24 protein-coding genes are annotated in these 23,874 nt (G+C 65.5%); 14 read left to right on the forward strand and 10 right to left on the reverse strand.

Annotation, left to right across the window (positions count from 1 at the left end):
* Positions 1-15: 15 nt before the first annotated feature.
* Positions 16-786 (forward strand): hydroxypyruvate isomerase family protein, encoded by a 771-nt coding sequence (locus BW990_RS01465; protein WP_076444272.1) that lies wholly within the window; start codon positions 16-18, stop codon positions 784-786.
* 3 nt (positions 787-789) lie between these two features.
* Here the strand turns inward: BW990_RS01465 and BW990_RS01470 are convergent, their stop codons facing one another.
* On the reverse strand, positions 790-1,608 hold the full coding sequence (locus BW990_RS01470) for a sulfotransferase family protein (RefSeq protein WP_076444274.1): 819 nt from the start codon (positions 1,606-1,608) through the stop codon (positions 790-792).
* Between the two features lie 141 nt (positions 1,609-1,749).
* Here BW990_RS01470 and BW990_RS01475 point away from each other — a divergent pair, with 141 nt between their 5' ends.
* Positions 1,750-3,327, forward strand: coding sequence for a DUF5928 domain-containing protein (locus tag BW990_RS01475; protein ID WP_076444276.1), 1,578 nt, complete (start codon positions 1,750-1,752; stop codon positions 3,325-3,327).
* 9 nt (positions 3,328-3,336) lie between these two features.
* Positions 3,337-3,705 (forward strand): HIT domain-containing protein, encoded by a 369-nt coding sequence (locus BW990_RS01480; protein WP_076444278.1) that lies wholly within the window; start codon positions 3,337-3,339, stop codon positions 3,703-3,705.
* Positions 3,706-3,960: 255 nt separating this feature from the next.
* Here the strand turns inward: BW990_RS01480 and BW990_RS01485 are convergent, their stop codons facing one another.
* Complete coding sequence (locus BW990_RS01485; protein WP_076444280.1) at positions 3,961-4,899, reverse strand: ABC transporter ATP-binding protein; 939 nt, start codon at positions 4,897-4,899, stop codon at positions 3,961-3,963.
* 74 nt (positions 4,900-4,973) lie between these two features.
* Between BW990_RS01485 and BW990_RS01490 the strand changes: the two genes are divergently transcribed.
* Together BW990_RS01490 and polA are read left to right on the forward strand one after the other, a co-directional pair.
* Positions 4,974-5,159 carry a zinc-finger domain-containing protein gene (locus BW990_RS01490; protein WP_076445093.1) on the forward strand — a complete coding sequence of 62 codons (186 nt, stop codon included), beginning with the start codon at positions 4,974-4,976 and terminating at the stop codon, positions 5,157-5,159.
* Positions 5,160-5,226: 67 nt separating this feature from the next.
* Positions 5,227-8,037: a DNA polymerase I gene (polA, locus tag BW990_RS01495; protein ID WP_076444282.1), complete on the forward strand. Its 2,811-nt coding sequence runs from the start codon at positions 5,227-5,229 to the stop codon at positions 8,035-8,037.
* A 134-nt stretch (positions 8,038-8,171) separates the two neighbouring features.
* Here polA and BW990_RS01500 read toward each other — a convergent pair whose 3' ends face one another.
* From BW990_RS01500 to BW990_RS01510, 3 genes are read right to left on the reverse strand one after another with little or no spacing between them, the layout of a single operon-like run.
* Complete coding sequence (locus BW990_RS01500) at positions 8,172-9,161, reverse strand: adenosine kinase (protein WP_076444284.1); 990 nt, start codon at positions 9,159-9,161, stop codon at positions 8,172-8,174.
* Positions 9,158-9,802, reverse strand: a complete 645-nt coding sequence (gene nth / locus BW990_RS01505) for an endonuclease III (RefSeq protein WP_076444286.1) — start codon at positions 9,800-9,802, stop codon at positions 9,158-9,160. Before nth ends, BW990_RS01500 begins: the two co-directional genes overlap by 4 nt.
* A 47-nt stretch (positions 9,803-9,849) precedes the next feature.
* A complete protein-coding gene (locus BW990_RS01510) occupies positions 9,850-10,674 on the reverse strand; it encodes a GNAT family N-acetyltransferase (protein ID WP_159441596.1) in 825 nt (274 codons plus the stop codon).
* A gap of 114 nt (positions 10,675-10,788) precedes the next feature.
* Here BW990_RS01510 and BW990_RS01515 point away from each other — a divergent pair, with 114 nt between their 5' ends.
* The 3 genes from BW990_RS01515 (at position 10,789) to BW990_RS01525 (ending at position 13,063) form a co-directional block, all read left to right on the forward strand.
* Complete coding sequence (locus tag BW990_RS01515) at positions 10,789-11,637, forward strand: methylated-DNA--[protein]-cysteine S-methyltransferase (protein ID WP_076444290.1); 849 nt, start codon at positions 10,789-10,791, stop codon at positions 11,635-11,637.
* Positions 11,638-11,741: 104 nt separating this feature from the next.
* Positions 11,742-12,407, forward strand: a complete 666-nt coding sequence (locus tag BW990_RS01520; protein ID WP_076444292.1) for a YiaD family glycine zipper/OmpA-like lipoprotein — start codon at positions 11,742-11,744, stop codon at positions 12,405-12,407.
* 104 nt (positions 12,408-12,511) lie between these two features.
* Positions 12,512-13,063 carry an NADPH-dependent FMN reductase gene (locus BW990_RS01525; RefSeq protein WP_076444294.1) on the forward strand — a complete coding sequence of 184 codons (552 nt, stop codon included), beginning with the start codon at positions 12,512-12,514 and terminating at the stop codon, positions 13,061-13,063.
* Positions 13,064-13,087: 24 nt separating this feature from the next.
* Here BW990_RS01525 and BW990_RS01530 read toward each other — a convergent pair whose 3' ends face one another.
* Positions 13,088-13,777: a sugar transferase gene (locus BW990_RS01530; protein WP_083950423.1), complete on the reverse strand. Its 690-nt coding sequence runs from the start codon at positions 13,775-13,777 to the stop codon at positions 13,088-13,090.
* 805 nt (positions 13,778-14,582) lie between these two features.
* On the opposite strand from BW990_RS01530, the gene BW990_RS01535 reads away from it, so the two are divergent.
* The 6 genes from BW990_RS01535 (at position 14,583) to BW990_RS01560 (ending at position 18,451) form a co-directional block, all read left to right on the forward strand.
* Complete coding sequence (locus BW990_RS01535; RefSeq protein WP_076444296.1) at positions 14,583-15,197, forward strand: ribonuclease D; 615 nt, start codon at positions 14,583-14,585, stop codon at positions 15,195-15,197.
* A 6-nt stretch (positions 15,198-15,203) separates the two neighbouring features.
* Positions 15,204-15,824, forward strand: coding sequence for an LPS export ABC transporter periplasmic protein LptC (gene lptC / locus BW990_RS01540; protein ID WP_076444298.1), 621 nt, complete (start codon positions 15,204-15,206; stop codon positions 15,822-15,824).
* A gap of 10 nt (positions 15,825-15,834) precedes the next feature.
* On the forward strand, positions 15,835-16,350 hold the full coding sequence (lptA, locus tag BW990_RS01545) for a lipopolysaccharide transport periplasmic protein LptA (RefSeq protein ID WP_143526037.1): 516 nt from the start codon (positions 15,835-15,837) through the stop codon (positions 16,348-16,350).
* Positions 16,351-16,352: 2 nt separating this feature from the next.
* The gene (gene lptB / locus BW990_RS01550; RefSeq protein ID WP_076444302.1) at positions 16,353-17,111 is read left to right on the forward strand and encodes an LPS export ABC transporter ATP-binding protein; all 759 of its coding nucleotides are present in this window, start codon (positions 16,353-16,355) and stop codon (positions 17,109-17,111) included.
* A gap of 250 nt (positions 17,112-17,361) precedes the next feature.
* Entirely contained in the window at positions 17,362-17,925 is a 564-nt protein-coding gene (gene hpf, locus BW990_RS01555; protein WP_076444304.1) for a ribosome hibernation-promoting factor, HPF/YfiA family, read from the forward strand.
* A gap of 61 nt (positions 17,926-17,986) precedes the next feature.
* Positions 17,987-18,451: a PTS sugar transporter subunit IIA gene (locus tag BW990_RS01560; RefSeq protein WP_076444306.1), complete on the forward strand. Its 465-nt coding sequence runs from the start codon at positions 17,987-17,989 to the stop codon at positions 18,449-18,451.
* A gap of 64 nt (positions 18,452-18,515) precedes the next feature.
* On the opposite strand, the gene BW990_RS01565 is transcribed toward BW990_RS01560, so the two are convergent.
* The 4 genes from BW990_RS01565 to BW990_RS01580 all read right to left on the reverse strand — a co-directional run bounded on the left by BW990_RS01565 (position 18,516) and on the right by BW990_RS01580 (position 23,870).
* Positions 18,516-19,937, reverse strand: coding sequence for a sulfotransferase family 2 domain-containing protein (locus BW990_RS01565; protein ID WP_076444308.1), 1,422 nt, complete (start codon positions 19,935-19,937; stop codon positions 18,516-18,518).
* 8 nt (positions 19,938-19,945) lie between these two features.
* A complete protein-coding gene (locus tag BW990_RS01570) occupies positions 19,946-21,646 on the reverse strand; it encodes a DUF5927 domain-containing protein (protein WP_076444310.1) in 1,701 nt (566 codons plus the stop codon).
* Positions 21,643-22,653, reverse strand: coding sequence for a glycosyltransferase family 2 protein (locus BW990_RS01575; protein WP_076444312.1), 1,011 nt, complete (start codon positions 22,651-22,653; stop codon positions 21,643-21,645). Before BW990_RS01575 ends, BW990_RS01570 begins: the two co-directional genes overlap by 4 nt.
* A 62-nt stretch (positions 22,654-22,715) precedes the next feature.
* Positions 22,716-23,870, reverse strand: a complete 1,155-nt coding sequence (locus tag BW990_RS01580) for a glycosyltransferase family 4 protein (RefSeq protein WP_234990133.1) — start codon at positions 23,868-23,870, stop codon at positions 22,716-22,718.
* Positions 23,871-23,874 lie beyond the last annotated feature (4 nt).

Below are 23,874 nucleotides of genomic sequence, written 5' to 3' on the forward strand. Positions count from 1 at the left end.
TGCTAGGCTTGTCCCATGAAGATCGCCGCCAACATCACGCTTCTGTCTTTCGGGGTGCCCCTCGTGGCGCGGCCCGATGCGGCGCGGGCTGTGGGCTTCGACGGGGTGGAGTGCCTGTTTCCCTACATGATCTCGGCGCAGGAGATGCGGTCCGCGCTGAACGGCCTGCCGCTCGTGCTGATCAACACGCCGGTCGCCGACTGGGAGGATGGCGCGCGGGGCCGCGCCGCGGTTCCGGGCGAGATGGCGCGCTTTGCCCAGGACATGCAGAGCGCGATCGACTTCGCGCGGGCCACCGGCACGGGCCGTATCCACGCGATGGCGGGCAAGGCGCAGGGCGCCGAGGCCATGGCGCGCTTCAAGGCCAATCTGCGCGCGGCCTGCCTTGCCGCGCCGGACCTCACCATCCTGATCGAGCCGCTCAACCCCTTCGACGTGCCGGGCTATTTCCTCAACGATTTCGACATGGCCGCCGGGATCATCGAGCGCGTGGGCCTGCCCAATCTGGGGCTGCAATTCGACGCCTGGCACGCCAGGCGCATCCATGGCGATGTGACCGCCACCTGGAAGCGGCACGCGGCGATCACCCGGCACGTGCAGATCGGCGGCTTCGCCGCGCGCGGCGCGCCGGAACCGGACGCACCCGACGAGGCCGCCTTTTTCGACGCGCTGGGCGACAGCGGCTACGATGGCTGGATCAGCGCCGAGTACCACGATGCGGGTGCGGGCTACGACTGGCTCGGACGGTTGCGGGCCCGGCTGCGCGGGGCGCACGCGCAGGCCTGAGCTCTAGTCGCCGAGCTTGGCATGCACTTCGTCGAGGTCGATCTCGCCGATGGGCATCTTGTTGCCCGGGTTCTCGAAATCGTACTTGAACAGCTCGAAATCGCGTTTGTAGATCTCGTAGACCAGATGCATCGACAGGTCGTCGAAGTAATCCTCGACCGGGTGCAGGCGCTTGGGTCCGTGGCCCTCGCTTTCGTTGAAGCGGGGCACCTCTTTCAGCACCACGTCCTTCGGCGTCTCGATCGCGTCGAGAACCTGCTGCATGCCCTCGTTGAACTGTTCGGTCCAGAAGATGCGGTCGTAGCGCCCGCCATTCACGATGAAGGTGGAGACATGGCCCGACATGGCCGACCAATGGATGTCGGGATCCATCGGACGCCGCCAGCGGATGGTGTCGCGGGCGAAAAGCAGGAAGCGGCGGAAGCTCTTGACCTGGTCGAACTCCTCGGTGCCGTCCTCGCCGCCGACCTCGATCCCGTATTTCTGGATCAGCAGCGGCACGAGATTGCCGCGATAGCGTTTGCCGTTGCGCTGGATGCCGCAGATCTTGTCGAAGAACGACGACAGGATGCGGGTGTACGGATTGCGCACGCAGGTGAAGGCATAGGACGAATGCGTCTTCACATTGGCCTTGATCGCCGCCTGGCTTTCCTCGCGGGCCCATTTGTGCAGGCCCTGGGTGGCGTCGTGGATGTCACCCTCGAAGAATGTGCCGTGGTCGGAATAATACATGATCTGCCCGATGGTCGAGCAGGCGCATTTCGGGACCACGCGATAGACGACGCTCTCGCTCTCGGTCATCCAGGTTCCGGGAAACCCCATCTTGACTGCTGCCTCTTCAATACGCGCTTGCTTCTGTCACGGCGTTTGCGACAAAAAAGCAAAGAAACCGTGTTCATTCAACGCCCGTTTAAGGTATCACGCTAATCAATTGGGCGAAGAAAAGGCATCTCGTTTCAAGAAATGGCAAAAATCGCCTTCATTCTTCTGTGTCACAAGGACCCGGAAGCGATCATCCGCCAGGCGCAATCCCTGACGGCGGTCGGCGATTACATGTCCATTCATTTCGACAAATCCGCCCCGGCGGCGGCCTATGCCAAGATCCGCACGGCCCTTGCGGACAATCCAAACGTCACCTTCGCCCGGCGGCGGGTCAAATGCGGCTGGGGGGAATGGAGCCTCGTCGCGGCCACGCTCGAGGCGCTGACGGCGGCGGTCGAGGATTTTCCGCGCGCGACGCATTTCTACATGCTGTCGGGCGATTGCATGGCGATCAAGTCGGCCGAATACGCGCATGATTTTCTGGACCGACGCGAAGTCGATTACATCGAGAGCTTCGATTACTTCAAATCCGACTGGATCAAGACCGGCTGGAAGGAAGAGCGGCTGATCTATCGCCACTGGGTCAACGAGCGCACCAACAAGAAGCTGTTCTACGCCATGTTCGAGGCGCAGAAGCGGCTCGGCTTGACGCGCAAGGTGCCCGCGGATATCGACATGATGATCGGCAGCCAATGGTGGTGCCTGCGCCGGCGCACGGTCGAATGGGTGCTCGATTTCGTGCGCAAGCGCCCGGACGTGGTGCGGTTCTTCCGCACCACCTGGATCCCCGACGAGACCTTCTTCCAGACGCTGGTGCGCCACCTCGTGCCCGAGCGTGAAATCGACAGCCGCACGCTGACCTTCCTGCTGTTCACCGATTACGGCATGCCGGTCGTCTTCTACAACGATCACTACGACGTGCTGCTCAGCCAGGACTATCTCTTCGCCCGCAAGATCAGCCCCGAGGCGCATGACCTCAAGCGGCGGCTGGGCGTGCTCTATTCCGCGGAGCGGGTGAAATTCCAAGTCTCGAACGAGGGGCGGGAGCTGTTCAAGTTTCTGTCGGGCAAGGGCCGGATCGGGCGCCGCTTCGCCCCGCGCTTCTGGGAGACCGAAAGCTCGCTTGGCCGCGAACGGGAATTGCTGATCGTCGTGTGCAAGAAATGGCACGTCGCCAAGCGTCTGCTCGAACGGATCCGGCAGCAGACGAACGTGCCCTGCATCGAGTATCTCTTCAACGAGGAAGCGACCGCGCTGCCCGATCTGGGTGGCATCCAGGCCACCATGTCGAAACGCCACCGGCATCGGCGGGCGCTGATGCGGATGCTCTTCGACTATTTCGAGACGGAGCGGCTTCTGGTCTGTCTCGATCCGGTCAACCTCGACCTTCTGGAAGACTTCTGCCGGGACCGCGCGGTGACCCGCATCCTCGAGATCGAGTGCCAGTTCTCCGACGCCTATCTCACCGGCCATGCCATGCGCGTCGGCCTCGCGGGTGATCGCACGCCGTCCGACACGCTGGCCCGGCTGCTGCCGACGATCCGCAACGACATGCTGCATGAAAGCGACCGCATCCGCGATGCCGAGTTCGACAACCACCTGCGCATCCGCGAGATCGACAGCCCGGAGGTGAACGCGCAGGCCATCGCGCAATTTCTCAGCGTCGGCGAGCACAAGGCGCAGGAGATCGCGCGGACCGACCATCTCTTTGCCGATTGAGGAGCCCCCATGGCATTCACCTATGACGACGCAAACATCTTCGCCAAGATCCTGCGCGGCGAGATCCCCAACGACACCGTGCTGGAGACGGCGCATTCGCTGGCCTTTCGGGATATCCAGCCGCAGGCACCCTGCCATGTCCTGGTGATCCCGAAGGGCAAGTACGTGTCCTTCGATCACTTCGCGCAAGAGGCCTCGGAGATGGAGATCGTCGATTACATCCGCGCCGTGGGCAAGGTCTGCGAACTCGAAGGCGTGTCGGAAGACGGCTTCCGCCTGATCTCCAATGCCGGGCGCGACGGGGTGCAGGAAGTGCCGCATCTGCACGTGCATATCATCGCGGGCCGACCGCTGGGGCGGATGCTGGCGAAGGGATAAAGCCGGGCGGCGGCGTTTTTCCGATACGCCGCGTGTTTTTACGGCCTTCGAGCGACGCTTCGGAGCGCAGGGTCATAGCGGCCTATGGTAGCCGCCGCGCTCCAGCGCCTGGCGGCCCGCACGGGCTGGCGCTTTGGCGCCGTGTGCGCTGCCCTTCGATCCGTAGAAGCGTGTGGCATGCATAAAACGCCCACGTTCGACGGGCGCTGCACCATCACGCGGGCAAGCGCTGCGCCGTTCGGCGCCACGGCCAACTCATCCATGCGCGCCTTTCGTCAGCGCGAGGAACACGTCCTCCAGATCGGGCTGCTCGGTCCGCACGTCCGAGATGCGGATGCCCGCCTGCCGCACCGCGTCCAGCACCTCTTCGGCGCGCGTCTCGCGGGCGTGATAGGTCAGGGCCAGCACGCCGCCCTCGCGCGTCTCGACCTCGATCCCGGCCATGTCCGGCAGCCGCTCCGGGGTCTCCTCGGGTTCGATCACCATGGTCCGCGCGTCAAGCTCGCCCAGCAGGTTCCGCGTCGTGTCCCGCGCGACCAGTTCGCCCTGGTTGATGATGGCGATCTCGTCGCACATTTCCTCGGCCTCTTCGAGGTAATGGGTGGTCAGGATGATCGTCATGCCCTCTTCGCGGTTGAGGCGGCGCACGTTCTCCCAAAGCATCTGGCGCAGCTCGATATCGACGCCCGCGGTAGGCTCGTCGAGCACGAGGATATGCGGGCGATGCACCAGCGCCTTGCCCAGCAGAAGCCGCCGGCGCATGCCGCCCGACAATGTCCGCGCATAGGCCTCGGCCTTGTCCGAAAGCCCGATCATCTCAAGGATTTCATCCGAGCGGCGCTGGCCCTTGGGTACGCCGTAAAGCCCCGCCTGAACCTCGAGCGCGCCGCGCGGGGTGAAGAACGGATCGAGGTTCAGCTCCTGCGGCATGACCCCGATGGAGGCGCGGGACTGGCGCGGGTTCTTGTCCTGGTCGAAGCCCCAGATGCTGACGCGGCCCTCGGTCTTCACCACGAGCCCGGCAAGGATGTTGATCAGCGTCGACTTGCCCGCGCCGTTCGGCCCCAGAAGCCCGAAGACCGAGCCCTGCGGCACGTCGAGATCGATGCCCTTCAGCGCCTCTTTCGCGGGCGCCTTGCCCTGACCGCCATAGGTCTTCTTCAAGCCTTCGATTCGGATCGCGTCCTCGGCCATGCGCGTCTTGCTCCTTATCCTCACATCCGACATAAGGCACCTAGTGCAAAGACAACCGGATGGGAAATCACCCGATGCCCCAAGACGCGCCTGAAACCAAGATCGTGGACAGCTACCGCGTGGCCTGCGACGGCGGCGAAGGCGCGCTCGGACATCCGCGGGTCTGGTACCAGATCCCCGAGGATCGCGGCTGGGTCGAATGCGGCTATTGCGACGCCCGGTTCATCCATCGCGATTTTGCCGAGACCGACAAGACCTGAGCCCTAGATACGGGCCAAGACGCGCCTCAGGCCCCGCGGCCCCTTCGGGCGCGCGCCAGCCAAGGAGATGCGTGACATGAGTTTCGGCAAGGGCTCTCACCTGCACCTGATCGACGGATCGGCCTTCATCTTTCGCGCCTTCCACGCGCTGCCGCCCCTGACGCGCAAGTCGGACGGCCTGCCGGTGGGTGCGGTGCAGGGCTTCTGCGACATGCTGCGGCGCTACATCGCCAAGGATCACGGGCGCGATTTCCCGACGCATATCGCGGTGATATTCGACAAGGGCAGCCACACTTTCCGCAACGAGCTGTACGATCAATACAAGGCCAATCGCGACGAGATGCCCGAGGACCTGCGCCCGCAGATCCCGCTCACGCGCCGCGCCACCGAGGCCTTCAACATCGCCTGCAAGGAGATCGAGGGCTTCGAGGCGGATGACATCATCGCGACCCTCGCCGTGCAGGCGCGCGACGCGGGCGGGCGGGTGACCATCGTCAGTTCGGACAAGGACCTGATGCAGCTCGTGGGCGGCGGGGTCGAGATGTTCGACGCCATGAAGAACCGCGTGATCGACGCCGAGGGCGTGGTCGAGAAATTCGGCGTGGGGCCCGAGCGCGTCGTGGACGTGCAGGCGCTGGCGGGCGATTCGGTCGACAACGTGCCGGGCGCGCCCGGCATCGGCATCAAGACCGCCGCCCTTCTGATCAACGAGTTCGGCTCGCTCGAGGAGCTTCTGGACCGCGCCGAGGAGGTCAAGCAGCCCAAGCGCCGCGAGACGCTGATCGAAAAGCGCGACCAGATCGAGCTGTCGAAGAAGCTCGTGCAGCTCGATTGCGACATGGACCTGCCCTTCACGCTCGAGGATCTGGAGGCGCGGGATCCCGATCCCGACACCCTTCTGGGCTTTCTCGCCGAGATGGAGTTCCGGTCGCTGTCCAAGCGCATCGCCGAGGCGCTGGGCGAGGAGGCCCCGGTCATTCCCGAGACCGCGCCGCAAGCCGCCGATGGCGAGGCCGAGGCCGAGGATCAGCCCGATTTCGCCGACGCCACCTATACCGCGATCCGCGACGCCGACACGCTGCAGGTCTGGATCGACCGCGCCCGGGAGCGCGGCTATCTGGCCATCGACACCGAGACGACCGGGCTCAACGAGATGACGGCGGATCTCGTCGGCGTGTCGCTCTGCATCGAGGCTGGGGAGGCCGCCTACCTGCCGCTCGCGCATCGGGGTGCCGCGGATGGCGATCTGTTCAATTCCGACGAGCTGACCGAGGGGCAGATGGACGCGGGCGAAGCGCTCGCCCTGCTCAAGCCGCTTCTGGAAGACCCTTCCGTGATGAAGATCGGCCAGAACATGAAATACGACGCCAAGATCCTCGCGCGGAACGGCATCGACATCGCGCCGATCGACGACACGATGCTGCTGTCCTACGCGCTGCACGGGGGCCTGCACGGGCACGGCATGGACATGCTGTCCGAGCGCTATCTCGGACACAAACCCATCCCGATCAAGGAGCTGATCGGCTCCGGCAAGAGCCAGATCACCTTCGACCGGGTCGAGATCGACAAGGCCGTGCGATATGCCGCCGAGGATGCGGACATTACCCTGCGCCTGTGGAAACTCCTGAAGCCGCAGCTGCACCGCCATCACGTCACGCGCGTCTATGAACGGCTCGAGCGCCCGCTGGTGCCGGTGCTCGCGGACATGGAACGCGCAGGCATCAAGGTCGACCGCAACACGCTGTCGCGGATGTCGGGGGCCTTCGCGCAGAAGATGGCCGCGCTGGAGGAAGAGATTCACGAGCTCGCGGGCGAGAAGTTCAACGTGGGCTCGCCCAAGCAGCTCGGCGAGATCCTGTTCGACAAGATGGGGCTCGAAGGCGGCAAGAAGGGCAAGACCGGGGCCTATGCCACCGGCGCGGATGTGCTCGAGGATCTGGCGACCGAGCATGACCTGCCCGCGCGGGTGCTCGACTGGCGGCAGCTCTCGAAGCTGAAATCGACCTATACGGACGCGCTGCAGGAGCACATCAACCCCGAGACGGGCCGCGTGCACACCTCCTATTCTATCGCGGGGGCCAATACCGGACGGCTCGCCTCGACCGATCCGAACCTCCAGAACATCCCCGTGCGGTCGGAAGAAGGCCGCCGCATCCGCGAGGCTTTCGTCGCGGAAGAGGGCAAGGTGCTGGTGTCGCTCGATTATTCACAGATCGAGCTGCGCATCCTCGCCCATATCGCCGGGATCGACGCGCTGAAGGAGGCGTTCCGCGACGGTCAGGACATTCACGCCGCGACCGCGTCCGAGATGTTCAACGTGCCGCTCGACGAGATGACGCCCGAGGTGCGCCGCCAGGCCAAGGCGATCAATTTCGGGGTGATCTATGGTATCTCCGGCTTTGGTCTCGCGCGCAATCTGCGCATCCCGCGGGCCGAGGCGCAGGGCTTCATCGACCGCTATTTCGAACGCTTCCCCGGCATCAGGGATTACATGAACGACACCACCGCTTTCGCCAAGGAGCACAAGCGCGTGGAGACGCTGTTCGGCCGGGTGATCCACACGCCCGAGATCTCCGCCTCGGGCCCGCGCGCAGGCTTCGCCCGCCGCGCCGCGATCAACGCGCCGATCCAGGGCACCGCCGCCGACATCATCCGCCGCGCCATGGTGCGGATGCCGGCGGCCATCGCGGACCTGCCCGCGCAGATGCTGTTGCAGGTGCATGACGAATTGATCTTCGAGGTGGCCGAGGACGCGGTGGACGAGCTGATCGCCACGGCCCGCGAGGTCATGGAGGCCGCGCCCCATCCGGTTCTGACGCTCGACGTGCCGCTCGTGGTCGATGCGGGGCAGGGCGCGAACTGGGCCGAGGCGCATTGACCGACCCCTGAAATCCGACGCGGATTTCAGGGCCGAAACTTGCGAAGTTTCGGCAGGCGCGGGCCCCGATGCGCCGCGCCTGCCGAAAAATCCTCGTCAGGATTTTTCGCGGAATTTCGCGTCGAAATTCCCGTTCAGATCAGGCCGTGTTCCTTGAACAATTCCCGCAGCGACCTTTCCGGGCGCGGTCCCATATGGCTGATCACCTCGCGCGCGCTGGTATGGCCCATCCGGCCCGCGACATGCATGTCGGTGCCGGTCACCAGGCCGTAAAGAAAGCCCGCCGCGAACTGGTCGCCCGCGCCGGTGGCATCGACCGGCGTGATATGCTCCACCGGCACGTCGGTGCGCACACCCTCGCGCATGATCGAGCAGCCATGACCCGAGCGGGTGCAGACCACGAGCGGGCAGATCGCCGAGACCGCCTTCAGGTCCTCCTCCAGATCGTCGTTCTGGTAAAGCGCGCGGATCTCGGCCTCGTTGCCGATGACGTAATCCAGCTCGTTCTCGATCAGCGACAGGAAGTCGTCGCGGTGCCGCTCGACGCAGAACGGGTCGGAAATGGCGATGCCCGCCCGGCCGCCTGCGGCGCGGCAGGCCCGCGCGGTCTTGATGAACGCGTCCTTGCCCTTGTCCTTGTCGAAGAGATAGCCCTCGAGGAAGACCACCTCGGCCTCCGCCGCGACGGCCTCGTCCACGTCGTCGGGGCCAAGCTCCGCCGAGATGCCAAGATAGGTGTTCATCGACCGCTCGCCGTCGGGCGAGACGAAGATCATCGAGCGCGAGGTCGGCAATTCGCCGTCGGGTGCCGGCGCGTTCACGAAATCGGTGCCGATCTTCTCCATCTCGCCCGCGTAGAAGCGGCCGAGCCCGTCATCCTTCACGCGCCCGATGAAGGCCGTGCGCAGACCCAGATTGCCCAAGCCCGCCAGCGTGTTCGCGACCGAGCCCCCGGGGGCCTGAACGCGGCCTTCCATCGCGCCGTAAAGCGTTTCGGCCCGTTCGCGTTCCACGAGCTGCATGATCCCCTTCTCGATCCCCATATTGTCGAGAAAGGCATCTTCCGCGCGGGTCAGCACGTCGACGATGGCGTTGCCGATCCCGACAACCTGATACTTCTTCATTCGGTCTTGTCCTCGTATTGGCAGAGATCGCGGATCAGGCAATTGCCGCATTTTGGCTTGCGCGCCACGCAGACGTAGCGCCCGTGCAGGATCATCCAGTGATGCGCGTGCAGTTGGAAGTCGACGGGGATGTGGTCCTCGATGGCGCGTTCCACGGCGACGACATCCTTGCCCGGCGCGATACCGGACCGGTTGCCCAGCCGGAAGATATGCGTGTCGACCGCCTGCGCGGGATGCCGCCACCACATGTTGAGCACGACATTCGCGGTCTTGCGGCCCACCCCGGGCAGGCTTTCCAGCGCGGCGCGGGAACAGGGCACGGTGCCGCCATATTCCTCGACGAGGATGCGGCTCAGTTTCATGACGTTCTTGGCCTTGTTGCGGTAAAGCCCGATCGTCCTGATATGCTCGATCAACGCGTCCTCGCCGAGATCGAGCATCTTCTGCGGCGTGTCGGCCACCTCGAAGAGCGACGCGGTCGCCTTGTTCACGCCCGCATCGGTGGCCTGCGCCGACAGCGCGACCGCCACGACGAGCGTATAGGCGTTGACGTGGTTGAGCTCGCCCAAGGGCTCCGCCTCGGCGTCGCGGAAGCGCGTGAAGATCTCTCGGATCGTGTGGTAGTCGAGCTGCTTGGCCATTGGCCTGTTATGGCGAGCGGTCGATGCAGGCTCAACGCGAAAGTCACCTATTTGGAGACGCGGCCACCTGCGAAATGCCGCGGATCGATGGCGACGAGGATATGCTCGTCCTGCGCGGCAAAGCCGAACCCGGTGCACAGCGCCTCCGAAGCGGCATTGTCCTGGCGGATCCCGGTGAAGAACCGGCGCATTCCGAAACGGTCCTGCATCTCGATCAGGGCCATGGCGCCGAGATAGCTGGCAATGCCTTCCCCGCGCCGCTCGGGATGGGTCGAGAGCATGCCCCACCAGCAGGTGCCGGAATGGTCCGATGCCGGGTGGAACGGGTCCGCCGAGGCCGCCGCCCCGACCGCCCGGCCCGCGCCGTCGAGGGCCGCCACGCATATAGCCGGGCCCATCCGGCCGCGCATATAGGCCCCGTTGGGCAGGAACACCTCGCAGGCCTGGGTGACGGCGTCGATCTGGGCCAGGACCGCCGCCGGCGTATCGGCATCCACGACAACGAGCGACAGGTCGGCTGGCAACGGGCGGGCGGTCAGGCGCTGCCGGGCCCGGTCGAAGGTCGCCGGGGTGTTGGTCCAGCTCACATAGCCATCGGTGGCAAGTCCCGCGGCCTCGAGCGCCGCGCGGCGCCCGGGCAGGTCGCGGCCCGGGATATGCTCGCATGCACCCGCGCCGGTGATCCGCGCCAAGGCGATCTGGGCAGGGATGTTGTCGGCCGCGGCTGCGGCGAGCGCCACGCCCCGGCCATAGGACGAATAGCGCGGATCGTCCTTCAGCAAGGCCCAGAGCGACCAGGCCCGTTGCGCCATGGCCTGCTGTTCGGGGGTGCCGAAGAATTCCGGTTCATCCAGTGTTTCGTGCAATGTCATGCCGCAGGATGGCACGAAGGCCATGATCGCACCAAGCGCCATATGCGCAACAATCGGGTCGCGCCGGGCCCCGCCGCGCGGCTATCAAGGCCGGGCCAGAACAGGAGCCCCGCCATGAGCGAACCGTCCCCCCCGCCCGGCCGCAGCGCCTATCATTACGAGGTCATGCGCCGCGCCATCGAGACGGTGGATGCGCTCGGCCCGCAGGCGCGGCTGGACGATCTGGCGCGCGAGATGAACATGAGCCCCGCGCATTTCCAGCGCATCTTCTCGGACTGGGCCGGGGTCAGCCCGAAGCGGTACCAGCAATACCTGACGCTCGGCCATGCCAAGGCGCTGCTGCGCGAGCGGTTCACGACGCTCGAGACGGCGCAGGCCGCGGGGCTGTCGGGCTCGGGGCGGCTGCACGATCTCTTCCTGCGCTGGGAGGCGATGAGCCCGGGCGACTACGCCAAGGGCGGCGCGGGCCTGACCATCCATTGGGGCCTGTTCGACAGCCCGTTCGGCCCGGCGCTGGTCATGGGCACCGACAAGGGCATCTGCGGCATCGCCTTCACCGCGGAGGCGGGCGAGGATGCCGCCATGGCCGACATGACCGCGCGCTGGCCAGGGGCCCGTTACGTCGAGGCTCCGGAGAAGCTGCGGCGCTGGGCCGAGGCCGCTTTCGGCACGGGCGGCGAGGTGACGCTGCACCTGATCGGCGGGCCGTTCCAGATCAAGGTCTGGGAGGCGCTGATGCAGGTCCCCTCGGGCCATGTGACCACCTATTCCGAGATCGCCGGCGCCATCGGGCACCCGAAGGCGGTGCGCGCCGTGGGCACCGCCGTGGGGCGCAATCCGGTCTCGCTCCTGATCCCGTGCCACCGGGCGCTGCGCAAGTCCGGCGGGCTCGGCGGCTATCACTGGGGACTGCCGGTCAAGCGCGCGATCCTGGCCTGGGAGGCCGCCCGCGCCGAGGCATGAGCGGAGGATCGCCGACAAAAATGCCCATGTTTTTGGATAACAGTGGTGTCAGAGGGTAAGACGCGCCATGTCTTTACGGACGCGACAACACCGATGAGGTAAGAATGATCCGAGCAAAATCCCTTTCCGTTCTGTCGGCCGCCGGCCTGGTCGCGCTGACCGCCTGCGCGCCGCTGAGCGACCCGAACAACCCCAACCGCCAGGCGCAGACCGGCGCATTGGTCGGCGCAGGCGTCGGTGCGCTGGCCGGCGCGCTGACCGCGGGCGACGATCCCGTCGAGAAGCGGCAGGCGGTTCTGACCGGTGCGGCGCTGGGTGCTGCGGGCGGTGCCGTGATCGGCAACCAGCTCGACCGGCAGGAAGCCGCGCTGCGCCAGCAGGTGGGCAACCAGAACATCGACATCCAGAACACCGGTGACCGGCTGATCGTGACGCTGCCGCAGGATATCCTGTTCGCGGTGGATTCGACCGCCGTCAGCCCGGGCATCCAGGGCGACCTGATCGCCGTGGCCCGGAACCTGCAGCAATATCCCGACACCACCGTGCAGGTCATCGGCCACACCGATTCCGACGGCGATGCCGGTTACAACCTCGACCTGTCGCAGCGCCGCGCGCAGGCGGTGGCGTCGATCCTGACCTCCAACGGCGTGCCGAGCTTCCGCGTCCAGTCCATCGGCCGCGGCGAGGATCAGCCGGTGGCGTCGAACCTCACGCCCGAGGGCAAGGCGCAGAACCGCCGGGTCGAGATCGTGATCCTGCCGACCGCCTGATCGGTCGCGCCTCTTCAAGACCAGAACGCGCCGCGGTGGCTTGCCGCGGCGCGTTTGCGTTGTAGGTCAAAGGAAACCGCAATTGCCCGAACGAAAGTGTGTCCATGTCCGATCTGAAGCTTCTCACCATCTCCGGCTCCCTGCGCAAGGCCTCCACCAACCGAAAGCTCGCCGCCGAAGCCGCGCATCGTTTCGGCCCGGCGGAGAAGACCGTCGCCGACATCGCCTTCCCGGTCTATGACGGCGATATCGAGGAAGGGCAGGGCATCCCGGCGGAGGTCCAGCGCCTCTCCGACCAGATCGCCGCAGCGGATGCGGTGGTGATCTCCACCCCCGAATACAACAAGGGGATCTCCGGCGCGCTCAAGAACGCGCTCGACTGGGTCAGCCGGACCGAGGGCAATCCCTGGCGCGACAAGCCCGTGGCGCTGATGTCCGCCGCGGCGGGCCGTGCGGGCGGTGAGCGGTCGCAGAACATGGCGCGGCTCTGCCTCAACCCGTTCCGTCCGCACCTGCTGCCCGGGCCCGAGGTGTTCATCGGCAACACCTCGAAGCACTGGGACGACAACGACCGCCTGACGGACGAATTCGCGATCAAGCTGCTGACGGAATTGATGGAAGGCCTGCGCGCCGCCGCCGAGGCGCGGCGCGGCTAAGCCCCGCGCCGGGGTCGGTCCGGCTCAGCAGCCGGTGCCGACCATCACGACGCGGACCGTGCGCAGAAGCACCTTGATATCGGTCGCGAACGACAGCTTGCGCAGGTAGTCGGCGTCATAGGCGGCGCGCTCGACGAAGCTCGATTCATTGCGCTCGGAGGTCTGCCAGAAGCCGGTGATGCCGGGACGCATGGCGTAATAGGCCGCGCCCGGGTAGATCGCACGCTGCTCGAGCATCATCGGGCGCGGTCCGACGAGCGACATGTCGCCCTTCAGCACGTTCCATAGCTGCGGCAGCTCGTCGAGGGAGGTCTTGCGGATGATCCGCCCCAACGGCGTGATCCGCGGATCGTCACGCAGCTTCTGGTGCATGCGCCACTCTGCGGCGGCCTGCGGGTTCTGCTCCAGATGGGCATGCAGCATCTCGTCGGCATTGGGCACCATTGAGCGCAGCTTCCACATCCGGAAGACGCGTCCATTCCGCCCCACGCGCTTTTGCCCGTAGAAGGGCGCGGCGCCCTCTGCGGCGATCACTAGCGCGATGGGCAGGATCATCAGGAGGGCCGGCAGCGCGGCGATCAGCACGAGCGCGACGTCGAGGGCGCGCTTCACGTAGAGCCGGTAGGCCGCAGGAAGATCCGCGCTGGTGGCGTGCAGATCGCCGACTAGGCTGACATCAGACCGAATTAACTCATCACCGACATGTATGGTCACTGGTAACCCCCGAACACCACGGCACGTGAGGCAACAGTCCACCGTTCGGATACAACACTGTACCCGGCGAAACTGCGGCTACGGCCGCCTTAACAACTTTGAAACACCAGCCCCCAGGTGCACGTCCCGCAAACACGGCGTAAATGTGTTCGCCTTCCGACGCTCAGCATATGCTATTACGGCAAATTTAAGTCAATTGTGACGCTGCGCTTCGTGAGGAGGACGGCGTGGATGTGGCAAAATAACTCACTTTTTACGAGATCAGTTGACCCCGTTGAATATACCTTGGGTTGTTTGATTCGCGACCGATCCGCTCGGCGTATCGTCGCGCAGGGCGGGCGGATCAGGCTCTGGATTGATCGGCCGTCATCGACAATGTCCCGCTCCCGGGGCGGCGATTGTTTCGCTTTCTGCGACAATCTGCGGGAAGTTGCAGATTGTGTTGGGATTTCGCCTCAGACGGCGGTCTGCCGCGCCAGGGCCGGTGGACAATCCTGACCCGGGCTCGTCGCGCGCAAAGCCCGTTCTGGCGCCGATTTCGCCATCGGCGGCGACCCGAGGCCACGCCGCGACGCGCGGCTGATCTTTTTCTCCCGCAGGGTGCTCACGAAATGTTACAACCCGGGTCGTCCGTGCCCCCGTTGCGCCAAGGTGCCGTCCAATTTGGTCCGATTGCCGCCATATTTCCGTCACACTTGCACTGATTCGCGGCCCGGATTGCCCGGCGCAGCGACGCCGCGCCCGTTGCAGAGCGCGCGCCGGACCTCTATGTCGCCCGGATATCCCGCGGCGCGACGGAGGCTTCATGACGAACCATCTCTATCAAGGCGATCTTCCCGACACGCTCGATCTCGGGCCGGTGGTCGCGATCGATTGCGAAACGATGGGCCTCAATCCGCATCGCGACCGGCTTTGCGTCGTGCAGCTGTCTTCGGGCGATGGCGACGCGCATCTGGTGCAGATCGCCAAGGGCCAGACCAGCGCGCCCAATCTCGAACGGTTGCTGACCGATCCGCAGGTCCTGAAGCTCTTCCATTTCGGGCGCTTCGACATCGCGGTGATGTATCACACCTTCGGTGCGCTCGCCGCGCCGGTCTATTGCACCAAGATCGCCAGCCGCCTCGTGCGGACCTACACGGACCGGCACGGGCTGAAGAACCTGCTGCAGGAGCATCTGGGCGTCGACATCTCGAAACAGCAGCAAAGCTCCGATTGGGGCGCCGACGCGCTCAGCGTGGCGCAGCAGGATTACGCGGCGTCCGACGTGCTGCACTTGCACCGCCTGCGGGAGAAGATGGACGAGATGCTGGCCCGCGAGGGCCGCACCGAGATGGCCGAGGCCTGTTTCGCCTTCCTGCCGATGCGCGCGCGGCTCGACCTTGCGGGCTGGCCCGAAATCGACATCTTTGCGCATTCCTGATCCCGGATGGCACGCGGCACGGGCATCTATTCACAGGTCGTGGCAGGGCTGAAGGTCCTGCTGCCGGTGATCGCGCTGGGCCTGCTGTCGACGCTGTTCCTGTTCTCCCGCGATACCGATCCGACGCGGAACCTGCCGCTCGCCACGGTCGAAAGCCTGAAAGGGCGCTCTTCCGAAACGGCCACGGGCGCCACCTATTCGGGCATGACCGATACCGGCGCCCAGGTCACGATGCGCGCGCAGATGGCCCGCCCCGATCCCGAAGCGGTGGATCGCCTGATTGCCGAGACCTTCGATGCGACCATCGATTTCGAGGATGGCAGCCGCGTGCAGATCTCGGCGCCGTCCGCGGAGATGGACAATGCCGGCGCCACCGCCCGGCTGACCGGCGGGGTCGAGATCGACAGCTCCACCGGCTACAGCATCCGGACCGAGGCGCTGACCTCCGCGATGACGCGGGTCGAGATCGAAAGCGACGGGGCGGTGTCGGCGACCGGGCCTTCGGGCACGCTCGATGCGGGCAAGTTACGCATCATCGCCGATGACAGCCCCGATGCCGAGGAGGGCGATGTGCAACTGCTTTTCACCGACGGCGTTCGGATGATATACGAGCGCCAACAACAGTGAGTGCGTGTCCATGGTGAAAGCCCGAATCCTGGCCCTTCTGGCGGGCCTCGTTCCCGCGGCCCTTCTGGCGCAGGGGGCCGAGGTGACCTTCGGTACCATGCAGCAGGACAGCTCGCTTCCGGTGGAGGTGAGCGCGGATCAACTGTCGGTCGATCAATCCTCGGGCACGGCGATCTATTCCGGTGACGTGGTCGTGGGCCAAGGCGACATGCGTCTCGCGGCCGCGCAGGTGCGCGTGGTCTATATCGAGGGCGCGGGCCAGATCGAACGTCTGGAGGCGACCGGCGGCGTCACGCTGGTATCGGGGGAAGAGGCCGCCGAGGCGGAGCGCGCGGATTACAACGTCGCCGCCGGCACCGTGGTCATGACCGGCAACGTGCTGCTGACCCAGGGCGCCAACGCGCTGACCGCCGACCGCATGGTGGTCAATCTCGAGGACGGCACGGCGCAGATGGACGGGCGCGTGCGGTCGGTCTTCCAGCCGCAAGAGGACGGGGACGGCAGCGCCTCCGGCACGGGTCAATAAAGATGGCACGCCCTTCGTTGAGCGTGACCGACGGCGCGGCCGGTCTGAACGTCAAGCATCTGCGCAAGAGCTACAAGAAGCGCGTGGTGATCCGCGACGTGTCGATGACGCTCAATCGCGGCGAGGTGGTGGCGCTGCTCGGGCCCAACGGGTCCGGCAAGACGACGACCTTCTACGCCATCGCCGGGCTGGTGAATCCCGAGGGCGGACAGGTGCTGATCGACGGGCAGGACGCGACCTATCTGCCGATGTACCGCCGCGCGCAGTTGGGGATCGGGTATCTTCCGCAGGAGATGTCGATCTTCCGTGGGCTCACGGTCGAGGACAACATCTCGGCCATCCTCGAGATCTCGCTCAGCGACCGGTCCCGGCGCCGCGAGCGGCTTGAGGAGCTGCTGGGCGAGTTTTCCATCGAACACCTGCGCCGCGCCCCGGCGCTGGCGCTCTCGGGCGGTGAACGCCGGCGGGTGGAGATCGCCCGCTGCCTTGCCGCCGATCCCAAGTACCTCCTGCTGGACGAGCCCTTCGCCGGGGTCGATCCGATCAGCGTGGGCGATATCCGCAGCCTCGTCGCCGATCTGAAGACCCGGGGAATCGGCGTGCTCATCACGGACCATAACGTGCGCGCGACGCTCGAGATCGTCGACCGCGCCTATATCCTGCATGACGGGCAGGTGCTGATGTCCGGCTCCCCGGACGAGGTGGTCCGCAACGAAAACGTGCGCCGCGTCTATCTGGGCGACAGCTTCCGGATCGGCTGATCCGCCGCTTTCATCGTCCCGTCCGGTTTTGTTTGACAGACGGGCGCGGCATGTCCTCAAATGATGATATGACGCCGCGCGATTTTGCAGTCCGCATCCGACATTGCCTTCGTTCGGGGGCGGCCTTCTACAAGCCACGGCGCGCGAAACGGCGGACGTCATCTTTCGGCCACGGATACGTGCGACAGGGATTTCTGGTCCCGTCGCGACGGATGCGCTTCGGCCCACAATAAGAAGAAGGACACCATTCATGCGTTACCAGATCACGGGAAAGCAGATCGATATCGGCGCGGCACTTCAGACCCATGTCGAGACGGAGTTGAACGTCGTGCTGGAAAAGTATTCCGGACGCCCGACCGATGCGACGATCGTCTTTTCCAAGTCCGGCCATGAGTTTGTCTGCGAGGCGACGGTCCACCTGTCGACCGGCCTGACCGCGACGGCGAAGGGCCGCGCGCCCGAGATCTACGCTGCCTTCGACGCCTGCAGCGAGAAGATGGACAAGCAGTTGCGCCGCTACAAGCGACGGTTGAAAGATCACCACAAGGAACGCACCTCGCCGGTTGAACTCATCGGCGCGTCCTCGTATATCCTCGCCGGACAAGAGGGGGACGAGGCGACGGAGCCCGACACCCTGCAGCCCATTATCGTGGCCGAGATGGAGACCAAGATCCCATCCCTGTCCGTTGGTGAGGCTGTGATGCAGATGGAGCTTGCGGGGGCACCGGTTCTGGTCTTCCGCAACGAAAAGAAGGACGGCGTCAACGTTGTTTACCGGCGAGACGATGGAAATATCGGCTGGATCGACCCGTAAACCACGATATCTCTCTTCGTGATCAACATGCGCTGACGCCAGAGCAGAAAAGCATTTCCAGATGAAATTTGTCTCCCTCCTTGAGCCGAACGCGGTGAAGGTCATGTCCAGCGTTTCCAGCAAGAAACGCCTGATGCACGACCTCGCCGAGATCGTCGACAGCGTCTACGGCATCGATGCGCCCCGCGTCGTCGAGGCCTTGATGGAGCGGGAAAGCCTCGGCTGTACCGGCGTCGGCCACGGCGTGGCGCTGCCGCATGCGCGCCTGTCGGGCATCGACGAGGTGAAGGGTGTCTTCCTGCTGCTGGAAAAACCGATGGACTTCGATTCGGTGGACCGTCAGCCGGTGGATGTGGTCTTCGGCCTGTTCGCCCCGGAAGAGGCGGGGGTGGAGCATCTGAAGGCGCTGGCGCTGGTCAGCCGCACGCTGCGCGATCCCGCTTTCTGCGCCAAGCTGCGGGCCAATCCGGACCCGTCGAAGCTTTATACCATCCTGACGGAATCGCAGTCGGTTCAGGCCGCCTGATCGCGTCTGGTTCGAATTGGAACGCCCCGGCCGCCGCGCCGGGGCGTTTTTTCGTGGCCCGGGCTCAGCCCCATTCGGAAAAGCCGAACATCGTGTAGTCGCGCAGATAGGCTTCCTGCGCCAGCGTCTCGATCTCGTCGTCGTAGATCTGCGCGAGGCCGTAAGGGGCCTCGGTCGCCACGGGCGTGGGTTCCTGCGGGTCGGGATGGCCGACCTGCATGGCGAGCGCGGGCAGGTAGGCCGCCATCTCGTCTTCGCGGATGACCATGTCGGGGAAGGTGAATTCCGCCATCCCCAGAAGCGTCTGCGACTGGCTGGCCCAGTGACCATCGGTGCGGATCGGCGTCTGCCCGGCCAGGTTGGCCCGGCAGAAGCGCAGGAACCCGGTGAAGGCGCGCCGGTGATCGTCGGGCGAATAGGCCGCGCCCGGCGTGTTCAGCGGCAAGTCGTAGGCCTTGGCCAGATGGCTGCGGATCTTGCCGAAACTGCCCGGCCCGGTCGACACGATCTTGGCGCAGAACGCGTCATGGGCCCGGGCAACGGGATGGCGCAGCACGGTAAAGCTGCGGTGGCCGGGATGCTCCCGCTTCCACTGTCGCAGAGTATTCTGGCTGAACCCGGTGCCGAGGTCGTCCTCGCCGACCGCGTCGAGCGCGGCCATCCAGCGCAGCACCGCCGCCTCGGGGCCTGAGCGGACCGGCATGTAAAGCAGCGGCGTCTTCGCGCCGGCCACGTAGGTCGGCACCAGCGGGCCGCGGCGCGGTTCGAAATTCGGCGTGCGCGACAGGTTGAACCGATCGAGCCGCGCCAGCGCATCGGCCATCTCCCGGACATTGGCCACCTTTTCGCCCACCGCCTTGGGGTTCTGCACCTTGAGCGACTTGTCCAGCGCCTCGAGCCGGTCCGGCAGGCCGAGCCACATGGCGAGGCCGTTCATCACGTCGAGATCCTGCAGGTCCTCGTAGGCGACGTAAAAGGCCGTCTGCCCGCTGCGCTGCATGCGGTTGAGGATGGTGACCTGGAACTCCTGCAGGGCCGCAAGGTGCTGGTTGAACTCGGTGCTGTCGAAGGTGGCCTGCACCTCGCGGCGCTTGCGCACATTGGTCAGCTTCCACTGCCCGGTCGCCTGCGCGATCTTCCAGCTCACGTAGCTTTCCACGGGATTGCGCGTCAGCACGATCTTGGCGCAGCGCGGGTCGTCGAGGATCGTCTCCAGCACCCGCGGGTCGTGGTCGTGGAAATAGCGGAACCCGCCGAGGCCCGGGGTTGCGTGCTTGATCTGCTGCAGCAGCCGCTCGGGCTTCAGGTCGCGTTCGTCCTTGGTGATGCCGAGGATGTCCTCGGAATTCGGATAGCCGATGAAATGCGGGTTGAACGCCTCGCCATGGCAGGTGACCGGGGGCAGAGCGTTGAGATTGGTTTCAAGGAAATTGGAACCGGTCCGCATCTCTGCGAACACCACGAAATAGTCGAATCGTCCTGACATAAAGGACCTTATTTCTTGACCAGATAAGGTTTGCGCGCGGGACGCTGGCCATGGCGCGGCGCGGGTTCGACGGGGAAATCGCCCATCAAGTGCGGATGCATGCCCTGGTTCTTCAGGTTCTGAAGAAACTGACCGAATCCGGTCAGATCTTCAAGGCGCGGCGCCTCGGCAAGGCGGCGGCTGGGCTTCTGGCCGATCTCGTCGATCAGAAGCTGCAGCGGCTCCATCGGCGCCTCGATGAACTCCGCCATGGTCCAGATCCGGGTCTGGGCCTTGGCATCGGGATGGCGCAGCTCATCGAGCATGCGCGCCTCGATCTTTTGCAGTGCCGCGGCCTCGGTCCGAAGGTCGGCGAAATCCCGGTTCGACTTGAACAAAGGCACGGCCCAGGCGCCCGAAATCACCGAGATCTGCGCGTTCGGATCGCGGGCGAAATGCCAGTTGATCTTGGGATTGTCGTGCGGGCCGTACTGGAAGCATTGCCGCTCGCCGCGGGTGTTCCAGATCAGGTTGGTCAGGAAGGAGCGCGGGTTGTAGTCGCGCAGCGCGGCATTGTCCGACAGCGCGCCGTTCAGCACCCGCTGGCCCCCGGCGAAATGTGCCCGGTCCGGCGCGAAGATATGCCCGTGGACCTGCACGCCGGTGGCGCGGGACAACCACGGTTCGAACTCGGTGAAAAGCTCCGCAAAGCCCTGGAAGACGGAATATTTCCCGGCGCTGACGCCGTTTTCCCAGCCGTAATTCGGCCAGCGCGACTGCATGTAGAGGCCCGCGCGCCCGCGCGTCCGCCGCTCCACCGCCTTGGCGAAGATGCGGTCGATCTTGCCGGGATTGGGCTCCATCCGGTTGGCCTCGCCGGTGCGATCGCCGAGGAACGCATCGTAGAGACGTTCGGCATGGGGCCAGATCTTGCGCGCGACGAAACAATCCGACCGGCGCAGAAGCTTCAGGTGGTCGTCGTAGAAAATATGCGGTTTGCCCTGGAAATCGAATTTCGACAGGGTCAGCGACCGGCTTTCGATATTGGTCGAGTAAAGCCGCGCGAGGGTCTGGAAATACGATTCGTCCGGGATCCAGACGGATTTGAAATAGCGGTCGTATTTCGGACGCCGCGGATCCTGCAGGATCGCCGACAGGGTCTGCCGCGTCAGGCACCACCATTGGCTGCCCATATGCGGCGTGATGCCGTCGGGGATGCGCCGTTCAAGGCCGAGGCGGCGCTGGAATTCCACGAACTTGTCGAAGAGGTATCGCTGGTTCCGCCAGGAGAACGGGAACCACATGGTGAAGCGTTCCTCGTCGAGCCCGCCCACCGTCCAGGGCACGTCCGCCGTCGTGGCACTTTCGATGAAATCCACGTTGGAGCGAGAGGCGAGGTAATCCTTCAGCTCCTCCACCGGGCGCAGCGGCAGGCAGGATCCCGAGGCGAGGTAGACATGCCGCACGTCCTTGTTCGCCGCCAGCATCAGCTCGCAGGCATCCTGCGTGGCGGCCACCAGCCCCCAGCTGCCCCATTCGCAGCGATGCCGCTTCGAAAACCGGATCAGCGGGTCGTCGATCAACTGCTCGCGGAACGCCTCGAAGGCCTGTGTGGGCACCTTCTTATCCACATGGATCACGATCGGGCAGCCCGCCCGCGCCCAGTGGCGCGCGACCTGCACGGCCCGTCCCAGCGCGGTATGGACCAGCATGACGATGCCGACGCTCACGCCCAGTTGCCCTTCGACATGAGCCCGAGGATCTCGAGCTGGCGCCAGTTGATGTATTTCTCGCTCCACTTGCACCAGAGGTCGGGGTTTTCCTTCAGGCCCGACGCATAGGCGAGGTATTCCTTCGATCCGCCGTAATGCTGGCGCCGCTCCAGCTCCTCCTGCGCCTTGTGCGAGAAGGTATCGAGGAATTTGGTGTGCAGCAGCACGCCCGAGGCTTTCTCGCCGCCCCATTCGTCGTAGACGAGGTTCAGACCGCGCGGCAGCAGCGTGTGGGTGGAGCTGTGATAGGCATAGCGCCGGTTCCATTTCACCAGCGGGATCTTGTTGAGCGCGGGCGCGCGCTCGGGCTCGTCGGTGAAGAACATGCGCGCGCGCGGCCCGCCCTGGATCCACAGGTTGCCGTATTTGGGGTTCTTCGAGATCGTGTAATTGCCCGCGTCGAACCACGCGGCGATATCCAGCGGATTGCGCCCGGGCAGATAGGGTTCGCTGTCGATCCGCCCCTTGGGATACATGTCGAGCAGCATCGCCCCGAAGGACTTGATCGAGGAGGCATCGAGCCAGTCGGTCAAGGCGCGGATGGGCCGCGTGTCGCAGAACGGATAGAGGAACAATTCGTCGGGATCGACGACGAGGCACCAGTGATCGTGGCCGTATTTCATCTGCAGCCAGTTCATCCAGTCGACGCCGAAGCGCGCGCGCTTGTAGCTTGCGCGCGTCGTCCAGACCGAGACATCTGGCTGCTTGGCAAGGTAGTCAAGCGAACCGTCGGTGCTGTCGTTATCAACGATCAGGAAATGATCGACTCCCATCTCGCGGTAGTAATTGAGGAAGTAGGGCAGGCGGACACCCTCGTTCCGCGCCGTGGAGACCACGAGGATATCGGAGGGCTTGATCTGGTCGGTCCGATTGGCGATCGCCCGCAGATCACGACGCTTGCGGAAGGCCCGGATTCGCCATCGACGGCGCTGCAAGCGAAGCCTGTATGATTGCCAGACGCCCAATCCCGTTCCTGTCCCGTCGCTACCAAGGGGCGCCTCAGCGCCCGAACCTTTCCCGCCGGATATCAGATCCGGCTTAACAACCCCTTGAAATGGCATTGCCAATCGGGCGGCTCAAATGCCGCCGACTGGCCCATATTGCCATCCCGCGGCGCGGGTGTCTCCCGCGCCAAACGGATAACCGTCTGTTCCCAAGGATAGCCGTCGCGCGAATCCGCGTAAATGGCCTGATCGCCGAGCACCTCACGGAGCACGGGAAGCGGGTTGCACAGGACCGGCACACCGAGCTGCAGTGCCTCGACGGGCGGCAGGCCGAAGCCTTCGGCCAGGCTCGGGAACAGCAGCCCCCGGCTGCCGCGCAGCAGCGCCGTGACCGCCGCATCGTCCAGCCCGGCCAGCTCGTGCACATGGGGCGGGCGGGCATCGAGCCGGGCGAAGACATCGGCATTGTTCCAGCCGCGCGCGCCGAGGATCAGCAGATGTGGCGCCTCGGCGCCCAGCTCCGCGACCAGCCGCGCCCAGAGGTCCAGAAGGAAGGCGTGGTTCTTGCGCGGCTCGATCGTGCCCAGGGCCACGAAATAGGGCGCGTCGGTCCAGTGACCGCGGGGCGCGTCGGCGGGCGTCGTGGCGGCGGGCGGTGCCACGCCCAGATGCGCCACGGCGATCTCCGGCGGGGCGGGGCAATGGCGCGCGATATCCGCCGCCGTGGCCTGCGAATTGGCGATCACGAGGTCGGCCTCGGCCATGACCCGGTCGAAAAGGGCGTGGAACCGCGCCACGCTGCCCGCCCGCTGCATCTCCGGCAGGTCGAGCGGGATGGTGTCGTGGATCATCACCGCGATGCTCAGGCCGGGCACCGCGCGCAGGCCCCGGAAGGTGGACGGCGTCAGGTTCGTATGGCCGACATTCACGTAGCTGGTGCCGGGCGGCAGGTGCCGGGCGAGCATGCGGCCCAGACCGCGCGGGCGGGCACGCGCCACGGCGTCGCGGCGCAGGTCGCTTTCGGTCCCCGCCCGGGCCGGATCGCCGCGCCGCGCCAGCCGCGAGAAAAGCGTGGGCCGCCCGATCTCGCCGCGATCTAGCCGGGCGGCGAAGGCCGCGCAACCGGCCTCGTCGAGCAGCAGGTATCCAAGCGCGGTGCGCACGAGGCCGAAAAGCGGCGCCTGCGCCGCGATGAGGTGCGCGAGATACGCCCGCTCCACCCGGTCGACACCGGTCATCTGG

This window comes from Roseivivax lentus, from assembly GCF_900156805.1.
GTDB lineage: Bacteria > Pseudomonadota > Alphaproteobacteria > Rhodobacterales > Rhodobacteraceae > Roseivivax > Roseivivax lentus.